The sequence below is a fragment of the Falsiporphyromonas endometrii genome, from assembly GCF_042654485.1.
In the GTDB taxonomy this organism is placed as follows: Bacteria; Bacteroidota; Bacteroidia; order Bacteroidales; family Porphyromonadaceae; genus Porphyromonas; species Porphyromonas endometrii.
The window spans coordinates 1-20627 of record NZ_JBHSGO010000214.1 but is presented as its reverse complement, the minus strand read 5'-3'; the positions used below and the strand labels follow the sequence as shown (position 1 = coordinate 20627).

Annotated in this window: 28 protein-coding genes and 1 pseudogene; 20 read left to right on the top strand and 9 right to left on the bottom strand. The window is 48.8% G+C overall.

What is annotated here, in order from left to right:
- The first annotated feature begins 325 nt into the window (after positions 1-325).
- From ACFO3G_RS09040 to ACFO3G_RS08950, 19 genes are all read left to right on the top strand, one after another.
- The gene (locus tag ACFO3G_RS09040) at positions 326-1108 is read left to right on the top strand and encodes a ParA family protein (RefSeq protein WP_380080097.1); all 783 of its coding nucleotides are present in this window, start codon (positions 326-328) and stop codon (positions 1106-1108) included.
- Positions 1092-1520, top strand: coding sequence for a DUF3408 domain-containing protein (locus ACFO3G_RS09035; RefSeq protein WP_380080095.1), 429 nt, complete (start codon positions 1092-1094; stop codon positions 1518-1520). Before ACFO3G_RS09040 ends, ACFO3G_RS09035 begins: the two co-directional genes overlap by 17 nt.
- A 25-nt stretch (positions 1521-1545) precedes the next feature.
- Positions 1546-1899: a DUF3408 domain-containing protein gene (locus ACFO3G_RS09030; protein WP_380080129.1), complete on the top strand. Its 354-nt coding sequence runs from the start codon at positions 1546-1548 to the stop codon at positions 1897-1899.
- The gene (locus ACFO3G_RS09025; protein WP_380080093.1) at positions 1896-2486 is read left to right on the top strand and encodes a hypothetical protein; all 591 of its coding nucleotides are present in this window, start codon (positions 1896-1898) and stop codon (positions 2484-2486) included. Before ACFO3G_RS09030 ends, ACFO3G_RS09025 begins: the two co-directional genes overlap by 4 nt.
- Positions 2487-2515: 29 nt before the next feature.
- Positions 2516-3256: a ParA family protein gene (locus ACFO3G_RS09020; protein ID WP_380080091.1), complete on the top strand. Its 741-nt coding sequence runs from the start codon at positions 2516-2518 to the stop codon at positions 3254-3256.
- A complete protein-coding gene (locus ACFO3G_RS09015; protein ID WP_380080089.1) occupies positions 3244-3837 on the top strand; it encodes a conjugal transfer protein in 594 nt (197 codons plus the stop codon). The genes ACFO3G_RS09020 and ACFO3G_RS09015 overlap by 13 nt, the downstream gene beginning before the upstream one ends.
- A gap of 175 nt (positions 3838-4012) precedes the next feature.
- Entirely contained in the window at positions 4013-4312 is a 300-nt protein-coding gene (locus tag ACFO3G_RS09010) for a DUF4134 domain-containing protein (RefSeq protein WP_380080087.1), read from the top strand.
- Between the two features lie 4 nt (positions 4313-4316).
- Complete coding sequence (locus ACFO3G_RS09005; RefSeq protein ID WP_380080085.1) at positions 4317-4694, top strand: DUF4133 domain-containing protein; 378 nt, start codon at positions 4317-4319, stop codon at positions 4692-4694.
- The gene (locus tag ACFO3G_RS09000) at positions 4691-7177 is read left to right on the top strand and encodes a TraG family conjugative transposon ATPase (protein WP_380080083.1); all 2487 of its coding nucleotides are present in this window, start codon (positions 4691-4693) and stop codon (positions 7175-7177) included. The genes ACFO3G_RS09005 and ACFO3G_RS09000 overlap by 4 nt, the downstream gene beginning before the upstream one ends.
- Positions 7178-7329: 152 nt before the next feature.
- Entirely contained in the window at positions 7330-7959 is a 630-nt protein-coding gene (locus ACFO3G_RS08995; protein ID WP_380080081.1) for a DUF4141 domain-containing protein, read from the top strand.
- Between the two features lie 2 nt (positions 7960-7961).
- Positions 7962-9062, top strand: a complete 1101-nt coding sequence (traJ, locus tag ACFO3G_RS08990; protein WP_380080079.1) for a conjugative transposon protein TraJ — start codon at positions 7962-7964, stop codon at positions 9060-9062.
- 6 nt (positions 9063-9068) lie between these two features.
- Positions 9069-9692, top strand: a complete 624-nt coding sequence (gene traK / locus ACFO3G_RS08985; RefSeq protein WP_320818595.1) for a conjugative transposon protein TraK — start codon at positions 9069-9071, stop codon at positions 9690-9692.
- Entirely contained in the window at positions 9689-10021 is a 333-nt protein-coding gene (locus tag ACFO3G_RS08980; RefSeq protein ID WP_380080077.1) for a TraL conjugative transposon family protein, read from the top strand. The genes traK and ACFO3G_RS08980 overlap by 4 nt, the downstream gene beginning before the upstream one ends.
- Positions 9972-11336 (top strand): conjugative transposon protein TraM, encoded by a 1365-nt coding sequence (gene traM / locus ACFO3G_RS08975; protein WP_380080075.1) that lies wholly within the window; start codon positions 9972-9974, stop codon positions 11334-11336. Before ACFO3G_RS08980 ends, traM begins: the two co-directional genes overlap by 50 nt.
- Positions 11337-11374: 38 nt before the next feature.
- Positions 11375-12295 carry a conjugative transposon protein TraN gene (gene traN / locus ACFO3G_RS08970; RefSeq protein WP_380080073.1) on the top strand — a complete coding sequence of 307 codons (921 nt, stop codon included), beginning with the start codon at positions 11375-11377 and terminating at the stop codon, positions 12293-12295.
- 1 nt (position 12296) lies between these two features.
- Positions 12297-12881, top strand: a complete 585-nt coding sequence (locus tag ACFO3G_RS08965) for a conjugal transfer protein TraO (protein WP_380080071.1) — start codon at positions 12297-12299, stop codon at positions 12879-12881.
- 2 nt (positions 12882-12883) lie between these two features.
- Positions 12884-13738, top strand: a complete 855-nt coding sequence (locus tag ACFO3G_RS08960; protein ID WP_380080127.1) for a toprim domain-containing protein — start codon at positions 12884-12886, stop codon at positions 13736-13738.
- Between the two features lie 20 nt (positions 13739-13758).
- Positions 13759-14220, top strand: coding sequence for a DUF3872 domain-containing protein (locus tag ACFO3G_RS08955; RefSeq protein ID WP_380080069.1), 462 nt, complete (start codon positions 13759-13761; stop codon positions 14218-14220).
- Positions 14204-14713 carry a glycoside hydrolase family protein gene (locus ACFO3G_RS08950; RefSeq protein ID WP_380080067.1) on the top strand — a complete coding sequence of 170 codons (510 nt, stop codon included), beginning with the start codon at positions 14204-14206 and terminating at the stop codon, positions 14711-14713. Before ACFO3G_RS08955 ends, ACFO3G_RS08950 begins: the two co-directional genes overlap by 17 nt.
- A 344-nt stretch (positions 14714-15057) precedes the next feature.
- Here the strand turns inward: ACFO3G_RS08950 and ACFO3G_RS08945 are convergent, their stop codons facing one another.
- The 9 genes and pseudogenes from ACFO3G_RS08945 to ACFO3G_RS08905 form a co-directional block, all read right to left on the bottom strand.
- On the bottom strand, positions 15058-15288 hold the full coding sequence (locus ACFO3G_RS08945) for a hypothetical protein (protein WP_380080065.1): 231 nt from the start codon (positions 15286-15288) through the stop codon (positions 15058-15060).
- A 4-nt stretch (positions 15289-15292) separates the two neighbouring features.
- Positions 15293-15547, bottom strand: a pseudogene (locus tag ACFO3G_RS08940) (hypothetical protein).
- A gap of 27 nt (positions 15548-15574) precedes the next feature.
- Positions 15575-16849, bottom strand: a complete 1275-nt coding sequence (locus ACFO3G_RS08935; protein WP_380080063.1) for a PcfJ domain-containing protein — start codon at positions 16847-16849, stop codon at positions 15575-15577.
- A gap of 17 nt (positions 16850-16866) precedes the next feature.
- Entirely contained in the window at positions 16867-17397 is a 531-nt protein-coding gene (locus ACFO3G_RS08930; protein ID WP_380080061.1) for an antirestriction protein ArdA, read from the bottom strand.
- A 20-nt stretch (positions 17398-17417) separates the two neighbouring features.
- Positions 17418-17837: a PcfK-like family protein gene (locus ACFO3G_RS08925; protein WP_380080059.1), complete on the bottom strand. Its 420-nt coding sequence runs from the start codon at positions 17835-17837 to the stop codon at positions 17418-17420.
- A 17-nt stretch (positions 17838-17854) separates the two neighbouring features.
- Positions 17855-18445 carry a hypothetical protein gene (locus tag ACFO3G_RS08920; protein WP_380080057.1) on the bottom strand — a complete coding sequence of 197 codons (591 nt, stop codon included), beginning with the start codon at positions 18443-18445 and terminating at the stop codon, positions 17855-17857.
- Complete coding sequence (locus ACFO3G_RS08915) at positions 18442-18738, bottom strand: hypothetical protein (RefSeq protein WP_380080055.1); 297 nt, start codon at positions 18736-18738, stop codon at positions 18442-18444. Before ACFO3G_RS08915 ends, ACFO3G_RS08920 begins: the two co-directional genes overlap by 4 nt.
- 11 nt (positions 18739-18749) lie before the next feature.
- Positions 18750-18968, bottom strand: coding sequence for a hypothetical protein (locus ACFO3G_RS08910; RefSeq protein WP_380080053.1), 219 nt, complete (start codon positions 18966-18968; stop codon positions 18750-18752).
- A 12-nt stretch (positions 18969-18980) separates the two neighbouring features.
- The gene (locus tag ACFO3G_RS08905) at positions 18981-19190 is read right to left on the bottom strand and encodes a hypothetical protein (RefSeq protein ID WP_380080125.1); all 210 of its coding nucleotides are present in this window, start codon (positions 19188-19190) and stop codon (positions 18981-18983) included.
- A gap of 675 nt (positions 19191-19865) precedes the next feature.
- On the opposite strand from ACFO3G_RS08905, the gene ACFO3G_RS08900 reads away from it, so the two are divergent.
- Positions 19866-20348, top strand: coding sequence for a phospholipase D-like domain-containing protein (locus tag ACFO3G_RS08900; RefSeq protein WP_380080051.1), 483 nt, complete (start codon positions 19866-19868; stop codon positions 20346-20348).
- Positions 20349-20627: the final 279 nt, after the last annotated feature.

Genomic DNA, 20627 nt, shown 5'->3' with positions numbered 1-20627 from the left:
ACGGAAATGGAAATAGGAATGAGAATATGTACAAGTTATTGCACCCGTCGATCCCCATACCCTTGCACAAGGGTACAAGTGCGGACGTATGGATGGGTGGATGTGCGCAGGTATGAATCCCGTCATATAGCCCCACCCTTATGCAGGGAGGGACATATCCCGAAAGGCAGGTCTATGTTCCCTTGTTGGAATACCTTTCTGTATGCCTGTCCGGGGATCTATTCCCTCACAGACTCGTTTCCACATCTGCCTTTTCAAGGAAACAAACCAAGGTGTGCATACGCCTTTCCACACATATATGTAAAACCATTAAACAGAAAATGAAATGAAAAAGAAACCTGTTTTCATTGCCTTCTCCACCCAGAAGGGCGGTGTCGGCAAAACGACCTTTACGGTCTTGACGGCAAGTTACCTGTACTATGCCTGCGGGTATAACCTTATTGTGGTGGATTGCGACTATCCGCAATTCAGCATCAATGCCATGCGTCAGCGTGACGCACAGGGCGTGGATCGCAACCCCGCACTGCAAGAATTGGCAGCAACTCAATTCTCCGAGTTGCAAAAGCCCACGTACACCATTCTTTGTGCCACGGCAGAGGCAGCCGTGGATACGGTCAGGGAATATCTGAAAACAGACGAACCCGATACGGATTTCGTCTTTTTTGACCTGCCCGGAACCATCAACAATGACGGTGTACTGAACACACTCTCCGGTATGGATTACATCTTCACGCCCATCTCCGCCGACCGTATTTCCTTGGAAAGCACGCTGAGCTTTTCTGCCATCATCAAGGAGGCGATAACCAATAATGCAGCCACTGCCAACAAAGGGATTTATCTCTTTTGGAATATGGTGGACGGGAGAGAGAAAACACCCCTCTATGCGATGTATGAAAAGGTCATTGCCGATTTGGGACTTCCCATCTTAAAAACGGCAGTCCCCAATACGACCCGCTACAAAAAGGAGGTAATGGAGGAGGGTACGACCCTCTTCCGTTCGACCATCTTTCCCGCCTCTCGCACACTGCTCAGAGGCAGTCGTCTGAAAGAGCTTGTGGAGGAAATCCTGTCCATCGTAAAACCAGAAGCATATGGCAGGAAAGAATAAGGGGGCGATAGATCCCGTCGCTATCCGGGAACTGATTTCGCAGGGTATCCCAATGAAAAAGAAAGAGAGCGAGATGATACCGCCTGCCACCGTCGAAGAGGTGGATGAGTCTGTTTCGGAAACACGGAAAGAGGTTGCGGAAGAGCCACAACTCCCCATCCGAACACGTCGCAAGAATCCCGCCAAGGGAGATTACATCTCGCTTTTCATGCACCGCAATGACCTATACGACCGTAAGGCAATCTACATCTCCAAAGAGTTGCAGGACAAACTGTCGGAAATCGTCCTCTTCATCCGAAAGAGAGAGATGACATTGGGTATGTACGTGGAAAACATCCTTCTCAAACATTTGGAGGACTACAAGGAAGAAATCAACCGATTAAGTGAAAAGAACTTCAAGAAATTATTGTGATATGAAACAGAAAAAAGACCGACCAATGGCAGGTAATAAGTCCTGCAGAGAACGAAAAAGCGTCTCATCAAAAGTAACCATCCGTAACTCCACCACGCTCATCGAGCATTCCGAGGGACACTCTACAGGTCTCCTTCAGGAAGAGAGAAGCGATTATGAAACCGCCTTTCTGCACCCCCTGAACATCGGAGACCGAAAGGGAGTGTTCATTTCCAAAAAGACACAGGAAGAGATTTCTGAAATCGTCTATGTGGCAGCCGCAGGCAAACTGACGATTGGGGCATTCGTAGAACATATTCTCCGGCATCACTTAGAGAGTCACCGTGATGAGATAGATGCCTTGTTTGAGCAACAGTTCCGTAAACGTTTCGAGCGATGAAGCAGGTGATTGTCATTCTGCTGTCGGTAGGCTTAGCCTATCTCGGCAGCGTACAGGTTGCCCGCTTTCTGTACGGACGCTATCGGAGTGCCGTGAGACTCTATCGTGAATTGCGGCTCTTTTTCCGAGAACGAGGCAAGGGGAAATTCGTCGTTACCATCCGCATCCCTCAGAAGGAACTCTCCCAAGAGGAGAATATCCTTTTAGCCGAGTTGCCCATTGAAGAAGAGCAACAGGAACAGACGCCTGAAACGGGAATGTCGGAAGAGACCTCTCCTTTCATCCCCGAAGAGGAAGAGGATTATGTATTGGTGGAAGTCCAAGGTGAAAGCCACTCTCTTTCGGAAAGCATCACCGTGGAAGAACTGCAACAAATGGGTAATGTCCTTTCCTGCAAGAATGCTCCGATAGAGGAAGCTGCAAAAGCTGCTGAAACCATCTATAAGATACACGACTCCCCAATGTTCCAAGCAATTAAGAAAGCAGTCGGGGAACGTGTCCGCGAATTGCTGGATCGCGTTGCCGAAGAAGCCCCGAAAGAGATTCTGTCAGGCAATTTCGATTACAAACGATTTATCAAGACATAGTATTCACCCATTCAAAGAAAGGAGAAAGTATGAGTAACCCCATCTATCTCGCCATCGCTTCCCTCAAGGGAGGTGTCGGCAAAACCTCGCTTACGGTACTTGCCGCAAGCATTCTGCATTACCACAGAGGGTACGATGTCGCCGTCGTGGATTGCAATCATCCCGTCTATACCATCGCCCGTCTGCGGCAACAAGAGTCGGAAGAACTGAATCCTCAAAGGCTGATGCGCCTGAAACATCGGACAGCCTATGCCCCTTATCCGATTATCTGTACTCCGGTGCGGGAAGCCCTGAACAGGGTGGAGCGACACTGTGCGGACAATCCTCCTCGCTGCATCCTCTTCGACCTCCCTCCATTGATGCGTACCGAAGGAACAGTAGAGCTGCTTTCAGCAATGGATGCCGTCGTCTTTCCCGTTACGGGCAGTCCGATGGATATGGAAGCTGTCCGCCATTTCATCGACATCTTGGGAGAACAGATACTGACGATGGGCAAGGGCAATATCCGTGAACTTTACCTGCTCCGCAATATGATACAGGCTTGGGAACGAGAGGAAGCCGACGAACGCTGTCGCACCCTTGCCGATGAAACGGGAGTCCTCCTGATGCAGACCTCATTGAGCCACTCCCGTTTGTATCGTCCGCTGCTTTCCGAACGCAGAAAAGGGGTATGCACCCTCTTCCCACCCCACGGAGGAAAGTTGAGTCAGCTATGCAACGGGTTGGGCGATGAACTTCACGAAATCCTGCAACGCCTATGTACCGAATAGTCCTTGTCCTTCTCTTGCTCTACCTTGTGTGGCTGCTTCTTTTTCTCTTGTATGAGGGGAAAAGAAGAAAGAAGGGAGCATCCCCCAAAGAACCTTGCCAGACGGTCAATGAAGCCGAAATCATCGGTAAGAGTCGCTTTAAGATAAGCCACTCGACGCCACAAGTACGCAGTTATCCAAAAGGCGAGGCAGAAGCAAAAAAGGCTTCTACATTTGCCCTCGAAAACGGACAAGAGCCATCGGAAGAGCCGGATGATCTGCCCGACATAGATGAGATTCCTTTGGTGTATGAGTCTTCGGATGCTCCATCCTTTGCAGAAGAGGAAGATGAAGAACTTCCCGTATCGGGAAAAAGCGAATATGCCACGGGGATTGATTTTGAGCGGGTGCTGGAAGCCTTGGCGGTCATTCACCGCCACGCCCCCACCGAAGCAGAACGACAGCGAACCGGCGATACGCTGAGTGAGTTGGAAGGAACTCACCTGATGGAAACGCTCCGAAGCGATGCGAAACGCTCGGCCACGATAGATGAAATCGTCCGTGCTCGTTTCGAGGAACTTTACAGCGGTGAGAAGGCATAACGTCCCTTCCGAATGGTTTTGTTCCAATAGTATGAACCCTTTAATGCAACAAGCAATGAAAGAAAAAGAGTACGGCTGACCCCAAGAGAGCCACCACTAAGATCCAAAAGTAACAACAGTATTCATCCGTCGGGAGAGCCTATCCACCTCTCCCGACACAAAACAAGAATGATTTATGACCAAAAAATATTTTCTTTTCGCAGCCATTCTGCTGCTCTCCATTTCCTCTGCCTTTGCCCAAGGCAACGGCTTGTCAGGCATCAACCAAGCCACCAGTATGGTAACGAGTTATTTTGACCCTGCCACGAAGCTCATTTATGCCATCGGTGCGGTCGTGGGACTTATCGGAGGGGTAAAGGTATACTCAAAGTTTTCGTCCGGAGATCCTGACACCTCGAAGACCGCTGCAAGCTGGTTCGGAGCCTGTATTTTCCTCATTGTCGCAGCCACCATTCTGAGAAGTTTCTTCCTCTAAGCCTATGGAGACCTATCCCATCAACAAGGGAATCGGTCGCTCGGTAGAGTTTCAAGGACTCAAAAGCCAGTATCTGTTCATTTTCGCCGGAGGGTTGCTTGCCCTTTTCGTGCTGTTTGTCATCCTCTATATGGCGGGTGTCAATCAATGGATCTGTATCGGCTTCGGAGGGACTTCCGCATCCATTCTGGTGTGGCAGACCTTCTCCCTGAACAAGAAGTATGGGGAACACGGGCTGATGAAGCGTTCCGCTTTGCACAGCCATCCCCGCTACTTGCTCAACCGACGACGTATCCCCCGTCTCTTCCGCCATCGAGAGCGGAAAAGAACGGAAAAGCAACCGATGAAGAATCTGCCAAACAGAAAGGAGGAAAAACAATGAGAAACCTATTGAAAGCCACCACGCTGGAGAACCGCTTTCCGCTGCTTGCCGTCGAAGAGGGCTGTATCCTCTCGAAAGACGCCGACATTACGGTCGCCTTTCGGGTCGAGCTTCCCGAACTCTATACGGTGACGAGTGCGGAGTATGCCACCATCCATTCCTCTTGGGTAAAAGCGATCAAGGTGTTGCCGACCTACAGTGTCGTACACAAGCAGGATTGGTTTGTCAAGGAGGGCTACCGTCCGGACTTGCAAAAGGAGGATATGAGTTTCCTCTCCCGCAGTTTCGAGCGACACTTCAATGAGCGACCCTTCCTCCATCACGCCTGCTACCTGTTCCTGACCAAGACGACCAAGAACCGCAATCGACAGCAAAGCAACTTCTCCACCCTCTGCCGGGGACATATCATCCCCAAGGAGGTACGGGACAAGGATACTGCCCGCAAGTTCCTCGAAGCGACCGAACAATTCGAGCGGATTATGAACGAAAGCGGTTTTATTCGCCTCTCTCGCCTGAACGACGAAGAGATTGTCGGCACGGAAGAAAAGCCGGGACTGATAGAGAAGTATTTCTCGCTTTCCCTCTCCGACACGACGGTTTTGGAGGACATCGACCTCAAAGCCGACCAAATGCGCATCGGCGACAAGCGGCTCTGCCTGCATACCCTTTCCGATACGGAAGACCTGCCCGGGCTGGTAGGCACGGATATGCGCTATGAGCGTTTATCCACCGACCGCAGCGACTGCCGCCTTTCCTTTGCCGCTCCCGTAGGGTTGTTGCTCTCGTGCAACCATATCTACAACCAGTATGTCTTGATTGATGACAGTGCCGAGAACCTGCAACGCTTCGAGAAGAGCGCACGGAATATGCATTCGCTCTCCCGTTATAGTCGCTCCAATCAAATCAACAAGCAATGGATTGACGAGTATCTGAACGAGGCACACAGCTTCGGGCTTACCTCCGTCCGCTGTCATTGCAACGTCTTGGCGTGGAGCGAGGATGAGGAGGAACTTCGCCGTATCCGTAACGATGTGGGCAGTCAGCTGGCTCTGATGGAGTGCAAGCCACGACACAACACGGTGGATGTGCCGACGCTGTTCTGGGCAGGCATTCCCGGCAATGAAGCCGATTTTCCCGCAGAAGAGAGTTTTTACACGTTCATCGAACAGGCGGTATGCTTCTTCAATGAGGAGACCAACTACCGTGATTCGTTGTCACCGTTCGGTATCAAGATGGCTGACCGCAGCGGCAAGCCCATTCATCTCGACATCTCCGACCTGCCGATGAAGCAAGGCATCACCACGAACCGCAACAAGTTCATCTTGGGTCCTTCGGGTTCGGGAAAGTCGTTCTTCACCAACCACCTTTTGAGGCAGTACTGGGAGCAGAACACCCATATCGTCTTGGTGGACACGGGAAACAGCTATCAGGGCTTGTGCGAGATGATACGCCACAAGACACAGGGCGAGGACGGGGTCTATTTCACCTATTCGGATGAGAGACCCATCAGCTTCAATCCCTTCTATACCACCGACAAGGTGTATGATGTGGAGAAGCGGGAAAGCATCAAGACCCTGCTGCTGACACTATGGAAGAAGGACAATGAGCCTGCCACCCGTTCGGAGGAGGTCGCCCTCTCCAATGCCGTGTCGCTCTTTATCGAGCGTATCAAGGCGGACGATGGTATCGTACCCTCGTTCAACAGCTTTTACGAGTATCTCACCACCGACTACTCGGCATTGCTCCGTGAGAAAAAGGTCAGGGAAAAGGATTTTGACTTGGCCAATTTTCTCAATGTGCTGGAGCCGTACTACAAAGGTGGCGAATACGACTACCTGCTGAACTCGGACAAGCAGCTCGACCTCTTGAATGCCCGTTTTATCGTCTTCGAAATCGACGCGATTAAAGATCATCCCATCCTTTTCCCCATCACGACCATCATCATTATGGAACTGTTCATCAGCAAGATGCGACGACTGAAAGGGGTGCGGAAAGTCATCCTTATCGAGGAGGCGTGGAAGGCGATTGCATCTGCAAATATGGCGGGATACATCAAGTATCTCTACAAGACCGTCCGTAAGTTCTTCGGAGAGGCGGTCGTGGTGACGCAGGAAGTGGACGACATCATCTCCTCGCCCGTGGTCAAGGAGTCCATCATCAATAATAGTGATTGCAAGATTCTGCTTGACCAGCGCAAGTACATGAACAAGTTCGACCAGATACAGGCACTCTTGGGACTGACGGACAAGGAACGGGGGCAGATACTCTCCATCAATCAGAGCAACGATGCCACACGCTTGTACAAGGAGGTGTGGATCGGACTGGGAGGTGTGCAATCTGCCGTCTATGCCACCGAAGTATCGAAAGCCGAATACCTCACTTACACGACCGAGGAGACGGAGAAGATGCGTGTACTTGCCCGTGCCGAGCAACTCGGCGGGAATATGGAGCTTGCCATCAGGCAACTCGCCGAAGAAGAATAGTAATCAATAAAAGTTTAACAGCGTAATACGACAAGTCTGAAAAAATATGACGTCATATTTCAAGAAAACAGTCGACTGATTTCCAGATTTACTCGACTGATTTTTCACCCGACTCGAACGACATTGTATCTACGCCAAAATCAATTTGAAAAATGAGAAAGAGAATTTTAATGCTTATGGCGTGCGGTTGCCTCTTGGCAGGCAGTGCACACGCCCAGTGGGTGGTCACAGACCCCACCAATCTTGCACAGAGTATCATCAACACGACCAAGGAAATCGTGCAGACCTCCAAGACGGTCAAGAACACGCTTGACAACTTCAAAGAGGTCGAGAAGCTCTACAATGAGAGCAAGAAATACTACGATGCCCTGAAAAAGGTGAATGACCTCGTGCGGGATGCCCAACGGGTAAAGGAGACCATCCTGATGGTCGGGGAAATCTCTGACATCTATGTGAACAACTACAAGAAGATGCTCTCTGACCCAAACTTCCGTCCGGAGGAGTTGGTCGCCATTGCCAATGGTTACACCAAACTGCTCGGAGAAAGCAACAACCTGCTCAAGGAGCTGAAGCAGGTGGTGAACATCACTACGCTGAAGATGACCGACAAGGAACGTATGGACGTGGTGGACCGCTGCTACAAGGAAATCAGGGATTACCGCAACCTCGTGCGTTACTACACGAACAAGAACATCTCCGTGAGCTACCTCAGAGCCAAAAAGCAGCAGGACACTGACCGGGTGCTCTCGCTCTATGGAACGGATAATGAAAGGTATTGGTAGGTATGGGAGCGGAATTTGACAACCTGCACCAAGTCCTCCGTACCCTTTACACGGAGATGATGCCGATGTGCGGCGACATGATAGGCGTCGCCAAAGGCATTGCGGGCTTGGGCGCGCTCTTTTATGTGGCACTCCGGGTATGGCAGACACTTGCCCGTGCGGAACCCATCGACGTCTATCCGCTGCTTCGTCCTTTTGCTCTCGGTCTCTGCATCCTCTTTTTCCCGATGGTCTTGGACACCATCAACGGCGTGCTCAGTCCCATTGTACAGGGTACGCACAAGATGCTCGAAAAGCAGACCTTCAGCATAGATGAATACCGCAAGTTACGGGACAAACTGGAATACGAGGCGATGGTGAAAAATCCCGAAACAGCCTATCTGGTCAGCAATGAGGAGTTCGACAAGAAACTGGATGAACTCGGTATCGCCCCCTCGGATATGGCGACGATGGCGGGAATGTATGTGGAGCGAGGTATGTATAACCTGAAGAAATCGATTCGCAATATGGTGAGGGAACTTTTAGAACTGCTTTTCGCCGCTGCCGCCCTGCTCATCGACACGCTCCGGACATTCTTCCTGATAGTCCTCTCCATTTTGGGACCGATAGCCTTTGCCATCTCCGTGTGGGACGGTTTTCAGAGTACCCTCACGCAATGGTTCACAAGGTATATCTCCATCTATCTGTGGCTGCCCGTGGCGGACTTGTTCAGTTCGATGCTGGCAAAGATTCAGGAACTGATGCTCAAGCACGACATCACACAGTTGCAGAACGACCCTACTTACACGATCGATGCTTCGAATGGCGTGTACCTCGTCTTCATGATTATCGGCATCATCGGCTACTTCACCATTCCGACGGTTGCGGGCTGGGTGATACAGGCAGGTGGAGCGGGTAATTTCGGCAAGAATGTGAATTATGCGGCAGGAAAGGGAGCCGGTATCGCAGGTGCTGTGGGTGGAGCCGTTGGCGGTTTCGCCGGAGGACACGCACGAAACGTGATGAACTATGCAGGGAGCAAAGGAAAAGAGATTGCCGGAAAATTATTTCATCGGGGAGGAAACAAATCATCGGAATCATCCGAACCATCGGAACAAAACTAAGAAGCTATGGAATTTAAGTCATTAAAGAATATTGAAACAAGTTTCAGGCAGATACGCCTCTTTACGTTGGTGGTCGTCTGCCTGTGTACCGCCCTTGCGGGCTATTCGGTATGGAGTGCCTACTCCTTCGCCGAAGCCCAGAGGCAGAAAATCTATGTGCTGGATGGCGGTAAGTCGCTGATGCTCGCCCTGTCGCAGGATCTGTCACAGAACAGACCCGCAGAAGCCAAGGAGCATGTGCGCCGCTTCCACGAACTGTTCTTCACCCTTTCGCCCGACAAGAGTGCCATCGAGGGGAATATCTCCCGTGCACTGCTCTTGGCGGACAAGAGTGCCTACAACTACTATCGGGATTTCTCCGAGAAAGGGTACTACAACCGTATCGTGGCGGGAAATATCAATCAGGTCGTGCAGGTGGACAGCGTACTCTGCGACTTCGACCGCTATCCCTATGCGGTACGGACGCATGCCCGGCAGATGATTATCCGTGCCACCAACGTGACCGAGCGCAGTCTCGTGACCGTATGTCGCCTGCTCAATACGAGCCGCAGCGATGACAATCCGAATGGCTTCAATATCGAGGGATTCGAGATTGTGGAGAACAAGGACATCAGTACCCGTAAGCGATGAAAAAGAAAAGTCTGTTCCGAATGATGCAGGAGGGAGCGGAGGCAAGACTCCGCCGCCTGTGCGGACGCATCCCCACTCACCTGAGGCTGTATGTCGTCCTGACGATGCTTCTCTTTTTCGCCTTCCTTGCCAACTATGTTTTCTTCAACGGTTTGTACCATATCTTTTCCGAAGGAGACTCCGAAGAGGAAACGCTACCGGCAATCAAGCATATAGAAGCCCCTGAAGTAAGGCGGCTCTATCCGCAAGACAGTATCAACCTATTAAAGTATTACGATTATGTTCCCATTCAAAAGAAAGACAGCCTCCGACACGAGCACCTCGCCTGAGCTGACGGAGGAAGAAAGACAAAGGCGACAGAAGTTTGTCATTTATCCCCTGATGTTCCTGCTTTTTGCAGGCTCCATGTGGCTCATCTTCGCTCCATCGGAGAAAGAAGAAGAGAAACAGGCAAAGGGCTTCAATACGGAAATGCCCGACCCGATGGCAGCCGAACTGATCGGCGACAAGAAGAAAGCCTACGAGAAGGAGATGATGGAACAGAAGGAGCAGGAACGAAGTCAGGCGATGCAAAGCCTCAGTTCCATGTTCGGGGAAATGACAGGAGGACAACTACCGGTGCAGAGTTCCGAAGAGTTGGCTTTGAAGACGGACGCATCGGAAAGAGATAACGGCTTCGGCTCTCGTGCCACTGCTCCGCAAGACGGCTTTCATGCCTCTGCATCAGCCTACCAAGACATCAACCGCACGCTCGGAAGTTTCTATGAAGCACCGAGGGAAGACCCCGAAAAGGAGGAACTGCGTGCCCGATTGGCAGAGTTGGAAAACCGTATGAGTAGCGAACAGCAGTCGCCTGCCATAACCGTGAACGACCAGATGGCATTGCTTGAAAAGTCCTATCAGTTGGCGGCAAAGTATATGCCGTCGGGCAGTGGACAGCCCTCTTCCAGTATGACATCGGCATCGGACGGGGAAACGGCTTCTGAAAGGAAAGCGGTCGCAACCACCCGAAACGGGAAGGCGACAGCCTTTCCCGTTGCCCCTGTGAGCGAGCAAGAGGTGTCGGCTCTGGCGCAGCCGATGAGCGACTCGACTTTCCGCTCCGAATATGTCAAGGATAGAAACTATATGTTCCATACCGCCATCGGAACAGCCCCGCTGACGGAGAAGAATACCATCTCCGCCTGTGTGCATACCCGGCAGACGGTTACGGACGGGCAAACGGTACGTTTCCGTCTCTTGGAGCCGATGCTGGTATCCGGCAAGGAAATCCCTCGGAACACCTCGGTGGTCGGCGTGGCGAAGATACAGGGCGAACGCCTGAGCGTACTCATCTCTTCACTGGAATATCAGGGCAATATCATTCCCATAGAGCTGACAGTGTACGATACGGACGGACAGGCAGGGATATTCATCCCCGGCTCGATGGAGCGCAGTGCCGCCAAGGAGATTGCCGCTAACATGGGGACATCCGTGGGCAGTAGCGTGAACATCTCCACCGATGCGGGCGCACAGCTTGCCGCCGACTTGGGCAAGGGGCTGATACAGGGAACTTCGCAATATTTCGCCAAGAAGATGCGCACCGTCAAGGTGCATCTCAAAGCAGGATACAAGGTATTGCTCTACCAACCTGAAAACAAGTAATTCAAAGTTATTATTCACCACTTTAATCCAAAGTAAAAATGAAAAGAATAGTTTTAGCCATCGCCCTGATGCTGGGCGCAGTCTGTGCCAACGCACAGGAAACGACTTCAATGGGAGACCTCTATCAGGGGCTGACCCGCAAGATTGCCTTCGAGCGGATGATACCGCCCCACGGCTTGGAAATCACCTACGACAAGACGGTGCACATCATCTTCCCCTCTGCCGTGCGCTATGTGGATCTGGGGTCGCCCAACCTCATTGCGGGGAAGGCGGACGGAGCGGAAAACGTTATCCGTGTGAAAGCGACAGTCAAGGACTTCCGTGAAGAGACGAACATGAGTGTCATTACCGAAGACGGGGCATTCTACACATTCAATGTCAAGTATGCCAACGAGCCACTACTACTTAATGTGGAAATGACGGACTTCATCCACGATGGGGAGGGCGTAAACCGTCCGAACAATGCGATGGAGGTCTATCTCAAGGAACTCGGCAGCGAAAGCCCGATGCTGGTTCGGCTCATTATGAAGTCCATTCACAAGGAGGACAGGCGGACGGTGAAACACATTGGCAGCAAGTCCTTCGGCATTCAGTACCTGCTCAAAGGGCTGTACTCGCATAACGGACTGCTGTACTTCCATACGGAACTGCGCAACAAATCCAACGTGCCGTTCGACATCGACTTCATCACGTTCAAAATCGTGGACAAGAAGGTCGCCAAACAGACCGCCATGCAGGAGCAGGTGTTGCTTCCGCTGCGTGCCTACAATTACATCACCTGCGTGGCGGGGCAGAAGAGCGAACGCACGGTGTTCACACTCCAGAAGTTCACCATCCCCGATGACAAGCAGCTTATTGTGGAGATGCATGAGAAGAACGGAGGAAGACACCAGTCCTTTGTCGTGGAGAACGAAGACCTTGTTCGTGCAAGAGTAATTGACGAACTCAAAGTGAAGTAGTATGAGAAAGTCTCTGTTTTTCCTGCTTGCCGTGATGCTTGCCCTCTTTGTGGGGCAGGCGCACGCCCAACGCTGTCTGCCCAAGATGAAGGGCATACGCCTTACCACAGGTATGGCGGACGGTTTTTATTCTCCCTCTTCCAAGAATGAGACGGGTTATTCGTTTGGGGCTTCGCTTGCCACCTACACGAAAGGCGGACATCAATGGGTGTTCGGGGCGGAGTATCTCCGCAGATACCATCCTTATCGGGATAGCCGTATCCCTGTGGAACAGTTCACGGGCGAGGGAGGTTTCTTCTTTGGCGTGCTTTCGGATGGGAGCAAGACCTTCTTCCTCTCCGCAGGTGTTTCCGCTTTGGTGGGATATGAGACGGTCAATGGCGGAGAGAAACGGCTCTTTGACGGTGCTACACTACGCAATAAGGACGGCTTTCTTTATGGCGGAGCCGTCACCTTGCAGGCGGAGATCTATCTGACGGACAGGTTGGTGTTGCTGCTCTATGGCAGGGAGCGTTGTCTGTGGGGAAGCTCCACGGGGCGTTTTCATACGCAATACGGTGTCGGACTGAAAATAATGATTGACTGATGATGGAGGTAGAGAAGATGAGAGAAATTCCCATTGCGGACTTCCTAAACGCAATGGGGATTCATCCGACCAAACAGAAAGGAAACGCCTTGTGGTATTCCGCCCCTTACCGCACGGAACGGACACCTTCGTTCAAGGTCGATAGCGCCAAGAATGTCTGGTTCGATTTCGGGATGGGCAAAGGGGGCGACATCTTCGACTTGGCAGGAGAGTTTATCGGAAGCAAGGATTTCCTCCTGCGGGCGGCTTTCATTGCAAAGAGCGGAATGTGTCCGCTACCTGCTTTGGAACAATCGCAAAGAAGCGAAAAGAAAGAACCCGTATTCGAGGACATTTGGGTACGTCCATTACAGGACAGCAAATTGCTGGGGTATCTGAGGGAACGGGGTATTTTTGCCGATACTGCCATAGCCAACTGCGAGGAGGTTCGATACCGTATGCATGGCAAACGGTACTATGCCATCGGATTCCGTAACGAGGCTGGAGGATTGGAATTGCGCAACCGATTCTTCAAGGGCTGCATACCGCCGAAAGATATTTCACTGAAGCGTAACGGCTCGGATGTATGTGCCATATTCGAGGGCTTTATGGACTACCTCTCGGCTATGCAACTCGGCATCATTGCTTCGGACTGGCTTGTGCTTAATTCCATTTCCAATGTGGAGAAGGCAGTAAGAGCCTTGCACGGCTATGAGAGAATTGACTGCTTCCTCGACAATGACGAGGCGGGGCGAAGGACTTTTCAAAGGCTGCACGACTGTTTCGGGGAGAAGGTCATCGACCGTTCCTCCCTGTATGACAACCATAAGGATTTGAATGAGTTTCTGCTTTCCAAGAAAGCAGAGAACAATGTATAACAACAAAACGATAACGAACAATGAAGAAGAAAATATTGAATACGATTTGGGTAATGGGAGTGCTTGCCCTTGTGGGGTTTTGTCTATCTGCTTGTAATCACGAGTTGGATATTCAGCAGGCATATTCATTCACGGTAGAGACGATGCCGGTGCAGAAGCACATCGTCAAGGGACAGACGGCGGAGATACGCTGTACATTGAAAAGGGAAGGAAACTTTGCCGACACCCACTACACCATAAGGTATTTTCAGCCTGACGGCAAGGGAAGATTGAAGATGGATAACGGCACGGTCTTCAAAGCCAATGACCGCTATCCGCTCATGAAAGAGGAGTTCAGGCTGTATTATACCTCCGCTTCTACTGACCAACAGACGATAGACGTGTATGTGGAGGATAATTTCGGACAGAGGGCAAAACTCTCGTTTGAATTCAACAGCCAAAGGGACGAGGAAAAGGAAAAACCGAATGAGGACAAGAAGTAAACTTCTCGCCTTCTACCTCGTCTGCCTATCCTGCTTCCGCCTTTCCGCTCAGGAGGGCGGAAAGGCTCTCTTCTCACTACCGCCGTTCGAACGTGCCGTTGTCTGCATCAAGCACTTCGAGGGCTTACATTCTTGGAAGGATTATCCCTATGTGGGTTATGGGCATCGGCTTCTGCCCGGAGAACGGTTCACGGCGGCGATGACGGAACGGCAGGCGGATTCCCTGCTTCGGGCAGACCTGATGAAGCGTTTTGCTTCGTTCCAAAGGTTTGGTAAAGATGCGCTCCTGCTCACCGTTCTCTCCTACAATGTAGGCGAGTATCGCCTCTTGGGAAGTGGCAAGCGACCGAAGTGTCGCCTTGTCCGGAAATTGGAGTCGGGCGATAGGGATATTTACCGTGAATATGTCTCGTTCTGCCGATACAAGGGTAAAGTTCTCAGAGATCTTGTCAAACGGCGAAAGGTGGAGTTTGCCCTGTTTTATATACCCTGATTAACGAAGCACGCCCCTTGTAAGTTTTATCGGCTTGTAAGGGGCGTTTCCTGTCTGTTTTATTCGATTTTCTCACTATGAATACGCGGAACCATATCCGAGACTATAATGTTTCTGATATTGACATTAAATGAGTTGCTTGAAAAGCAAAAACGGCTTTCGAATGTTGCGAAGTAAAAGCCTTGTTTTTATGGAGGTTTAACTATGGCTTTTTGTTACTTTTGAGCCGTCTCAACTCACTGTCAAAAGTAACGAGGTGTTTTTCATCGGGGTTTCTTTGCTCCTTTCTTTGTCCGCTCGAAGCTCACGAAAGAAAGGAGCGGTCGGCAAATCTGCCGACCGCTTTACTCTGTTTGTTTTTCTTGAATGGTTATTCGTCCCGTCTTTACATCGGGGTGAGTGGAGAAAGCCCAATTGATTTCCTCATCGGGCAAAGTGCTGTGAATGTTTCCACCCATTACCAAACCACAATTTTGCCGAACTTTCTGCCGTGCTTCCTCCCTGCTTTCGGCAACCACTTCAAAAACTCCCTCGAAGATGTATTGTGTCCGTATTCTGTAAACTCTCTTCTTCATATTCTCAAAATTCAACCTTTAATAATCTGTATTCCTTTGGCTCTCCATTGGATAACCTGCGGTGGGTAAGTCAAAAATGGTGTGCGCCATAGCCGTATGCAAAGAACTTGTCAAGTTCCGTTTCTTCGGCTATCCGCTTGATGGCAGTCCTTAGTTCCTCTTCATTGGCAGATAGGATAATGGCATTGATCACCCTTACAAGGATATGGGGTATCTCGTCTGCCCAATTGCATACGATGCTTTCTATTTCTGCTTTCATTGCTGTGATAGTTTTATGGTTTATACTTTATGCCGTTTGTCTCATTCGCTGACGGATTAGCCGTTTGTTGGCATTGACAAGGCTCACGATTTGGTCGTGATATTCTGTGTCTTGATTGCACACACCACGACTTTGCACCACTTTGAGCGTGTCCAGATTGACCTCTATGGTTTCTATCCGTCTGCCCCCAATGGTAGCCGAAAGGATAAGTGAGTTCTCTTTGAGATAGTAGGCACTATCGAATACACAATGGTGCATTGCCACTCCTTCCTCCAAATGTTCCTGCACGCTCTCCAAGACGTGGACTTGGATTGTGCCATCCGTGAATGAGATACCGAAGAACTTTGATTTGAGTTCGTGGAAACGTTTTTCGTCCTCCATTGCCTTTTTGCGTCTCTTCTCCTTTTCTTCCCTTTCCCTTTGTCTGCGAAGTTCGTTTTGTCTGCGGTCGTGTTCCCTATGCAGGTCGGTGGGGCAAACATACTTCGGGCTGTGTATGTCCTTATTCAATCTGCGGAGCATATCCATATAGTCGCACCATATCGAAATGTCCTCTATCTCATAGCCGTTGCGAGTGGCGACTTTATAGGACTGCCAACAAGCGTCAAATGCACTCGAATTGTCAAGAAAGTATTTCAGATGCTCGGTTCTACCTGCTTTCATCAATGTTTCCGCACGGCTGTCGGACAATAGGGCAGGAATGAGAACGGTTGGTGCGATGCCGTGAAAATCATTCTCAAATCCATTCCTGCGGAGTGCTTCCGTAGCCTTGAACTTAGGATATATCGGGGAGTATGATATATGGCGGTAGGCTTCGTTGTCGTTGCGGATTGCCATAGGCGAGCAATAGGAAAAGGTGTCGATATATCTGCCTAATACTCTCTGAACGGCAACAATCGTCTTTCTACCTTGTGCGTTCCACCAATACTGACCTATTTCAATCGTGTATGATGATGCCTTGCAACCTTTCTCCATCTCCACAGAAAGCAGGAACATTCTTAGCACTTGATACTCTCCACAAATGGTAAGTATCGTAAAGTACTGCTTCTGCCTTATCTTACGTTCAAAAGTTTCCCTGACTTGCAACCTTGCCCTGCAATGAGGGCAAGAGCAAGTGTCCGTTGGCTTCTCCATTGTCCAATTATGCCCACAATCCATACACGTGGTACGACCTTTGGGTAGGCGGTAGGCGAAATGGTCTATACATTCACGGAATGCCCATTTGCTCTGTGTCTTAGTTATCGGGCGTAGGTTCTTGCTCTCGGCAAGTACTGCTTTCTCATATTTGTTTCTCGGTTTCATAATCTGTCCTTCTTGCTTTATTCGTTACGAAATACATAGCCATCCTTATACCAAAAGTCCGTACAGAAAAGGTCATCGGCATATTTGGAGAAGTCAAAGTATATCAGTGCAAAATCGGGTAATTCATTCTCCATTTTTGCGAGTTCCTTCGCAAAATCCTCTCTGCTTGCATAACTGCCTATATAGGAGGATTGGAAAGCCTTTACAAGGCTGTATGCGTCTTGGGTGAATTGTGCGTTGTTGCCGTCCGCCCATACCCAAAAGGCTTCTTGCTCCTTGTCGCTCAGTCTGTCCAACTCGTCCCGAAGTTCAAAGACGTTTTCCTCCAAATGCCCTTCGTCTATCAGACCATCGGGTATTTCCTCCCACGCTTGGAACATATACTCGGGTTCTTCCTCATCCTCGTGTATCTCGGCACAACGCTCCATAAAGCTGTCCCAATCGTAGAAGTCTGAAAGTTCCACCCACTCGCCCTGCAATGAGCCGTTGTTGTACTTGGCATAAGTGCCTACATAGATGCGTGCTTCATTCAAATCCATTGCTTCCATATCCTTTTGTTGTTTAGGGGTTAAAACTCGAACAGTGAGGGCTGTGATGCGATTTCCGTTGTCTCCGCTTTCTTTGGTCTTGCATTACGGTTCCGTATCTTGGCAAGTTCCTCACGCTGGTATTGCTTGACAGCCTTTTTCCGTGCTTCTGCTTTTTCCTCCTCTGTAAGTTCGATAGTATGGTTTACCACGACTTGGCAGTTGATGGACTTGCCCACCTCGATGTTATCCTCATCGTAGTAGTGGACGGCAAGGGAATATACCTCCTCATCGGACAGACCTGCACATCCCATTCTTTGGACTTCCGTCAAGATGTAGGTAATGCACTCATCTATGTTCTTGTTCTCCTTGCGGAAACTCTCTGCAAAGAGTTCATCGTATGATGCTCTCGTTTCCAAATAGTTTTGGATAACGTCCTTAAAATGTTCTGTACCTTTCATTGTGGTTGATATTTTAATCAGTTGAATAATGTTCCGTTGGATAGAAATTCGTAGTTGTTTGCTTCGCAACTCTCGGCAAAGGCTTCCTCGCTAAGTTGGTATTCCATATCGTCCCTGCAAGCCTTGAAAAAGCCGTCCAAGCACCTGTCCATAAGTTCGTAAAGGGTGGTGTCGTCGGGGGATTTCAAAAAATCATATATAGGCTGTAATATCTCATAGTCCATATAGTAGCCCGTCAGCACACAATCGTCCGAAACAAATACACGGCTCTTGCGTTTCTTCTTGTAGTTTCTGCTCCAATAAGTCTTTGGTATATACAAGTCGTTCCAATAGTTATTGACAAGATATTTCAGGAGTCTTGTTCCTTTCAGATTGTCTTCCTCCTCGCTGTAATGGGAAGTGAAACGATACCAATAGGTGCAACTATCGTATGACCATCTGTCCACCTTGATATTGAATATCTGTTCAAAGGCTTGCAATGTCTTTCGGTTTTCTTTGTCCCAAGCATAGTCGTAATGTTCTGCCCAATGGCTGTGTGCCTTTGTCTGTGCCTCTCTTGTCAGTTCGTGGAGGTTATATACTTCGTATGTTCTTATTTCCGTTCTCATATCTGTTCGGTGTTATCGGGTTTATTATTGATGATGTCTTCTCCGTACTCTCCAAAGACCTCTATTGTTGGTTGTCCGTCATTGTCCTCTACGGATAGACTTTCCGATGTTTCAAATAAGGTCTCTCCGTCTGTGATGATGACTTTCTCGTTGTCCTCAAAACAGAGTACATCCTCACCTTGCCACGATTTGACAAGGGCAACGGCTTCCTCGTAACTTCCTGCGCTTACTTCAAAGTGGGTGCGTTCCCAACAAGTAACCTTTCGGTCTTGGTAAAATCTGAATGCTTCCATTGTTTCTATGTTTAGATTGTTGCTAAAATGATTTCTTGGATATGGGTAGGGGCAACCTCTGAAAAGAGATAGGTGATAAACTCCCTTCTGTCTTTCCGATTGAGTTCCTTGTATAGTTCCCCAAAGGCGGATATATTTCCATTGAGGTAAACCGATACCATATACTCGAAGATGTTATCTACCTCGTAGTATCTGCATTGCTGTGCGATTGTCTTGCTTCTTCTTTTCATATATCTGTCTGTTTAAGAAATGAGTAACCAAAGTATTCCCCCGATGATGAGGGCATAAGTCAGAATGTACATTGCGATAGCCAAAGCGATGGAAAGGAGTAGCCGAATGAGGAATTTCCCTGCACATATCCCTGCCAGCCAAAGCCAGACGCTTCCGCCCCAAAGGAGAGAGCCTACAAGTGCAAGAGCCACCCAAATTGATATTTTGTATCTCAGTTTCATCTTGTCTGATTTTTTGATTTTATGCGGATTCTTGAGGTGAGGGAGTTGAGTTTCCATTTTTCTTTTTCTCTGTCCTCTCGTTTCCGACATTTTTTTTGCGTATTTCCGTCGGGTCGGTCGTTTTCGTTTCAAGGCGATAAAAAGGTAGGGGGCAAGGACAACAAGGTTTAGGGCAAGAATACTACCTGAAGAATGAAGTGTGGAGATTGTTGTCCTAACGGCTTGCCGCTTGACCTTTTTGCCCGTCAGACACCGGAACTACCTTTGCCGAAGAGAACGAAGACCGATCCCGAAGCGAATACATAGAGTAGAATGTGGAGTGGAACACTGCAGAGGACAGAGTGAAAAAAAATGAAAGGCAGTCTTCACAAGTAAGACTGCCACAACAATGAACTATAAGATGAAAAATAGAATCAGCTGTCTGAATAGAGTGCCGTCAGAAAAGAAAAACGGAGAAAGTTTCGTCTTTCTCCACAGATAATATTACCTTTGTCGTATTCAAAAGCGATTCTTTGAAAATGCAAAACAGGGAAGAATATAGAACATCGCTGGTTTCCTTATCGTTACCAACTTTTCTTTTTTGTTATCCCAATTTGCTGGAATATAGCTACTTGTGAGTTTTGCTATGTTTACATATATGATTATGTAGATATTCACATACCGGTTTGCGAAAACATGTACAAAAAAAGAATCTCTACATATAAAGCCATCGGATACAAAACCTTCAATAGAGATCAGACTCAAAAGGAGCAGCTACTTAACAGTATCTTCAATGGAACAAACTATCAATGCGCTTTTTTAAAAGACATTAAACATGCAAACAAAACGATCGTCATTGTAAGCCCCAAAATAAGTACCTACTATTCAAAAGAGGTTAGAAAAACAATCAAAGAAGCTAATCTTAGAGGTATACAAACAACTATAATTACAAATACAACTTTGCTCCTAAATCTATTCCAAGCATTAGGAACCAACTACATAACAAATCATCCAATCAATATCAATGCTACCATCATCGATAATCAAATCGTATGGTATGGCAATATCAATTACCTCAACAAATCATCCGAAAAAGAATCTGCAATAAGAATAAAAGATCAAGAAATGGCTCAAGAAATCATCAACATGATATTGGATGATAACAAGACAGTCTCATAATGTGAGATTAGAAGAAGCATCCATTTATATCGATAATTACAATCCTTTGTATCCCAATCCATAAACCTAGATTTGTCTTAGCTTCAAATATTCAATGCGATTTAGGCATATGGCTTGATTTTTATCAGTAATTCTTTATAAAATCATCTTTTAGGTAGTATCCCAAAAAGTGTGTAAAGGAGGTTTATCTTTGAGTCAAAATTAATCATTTCATTTCATTGTTTTGTTCATCCGTCAGGCGGACATGAAAAACACCGGGGGGATTGGCGTCCGCCCGGG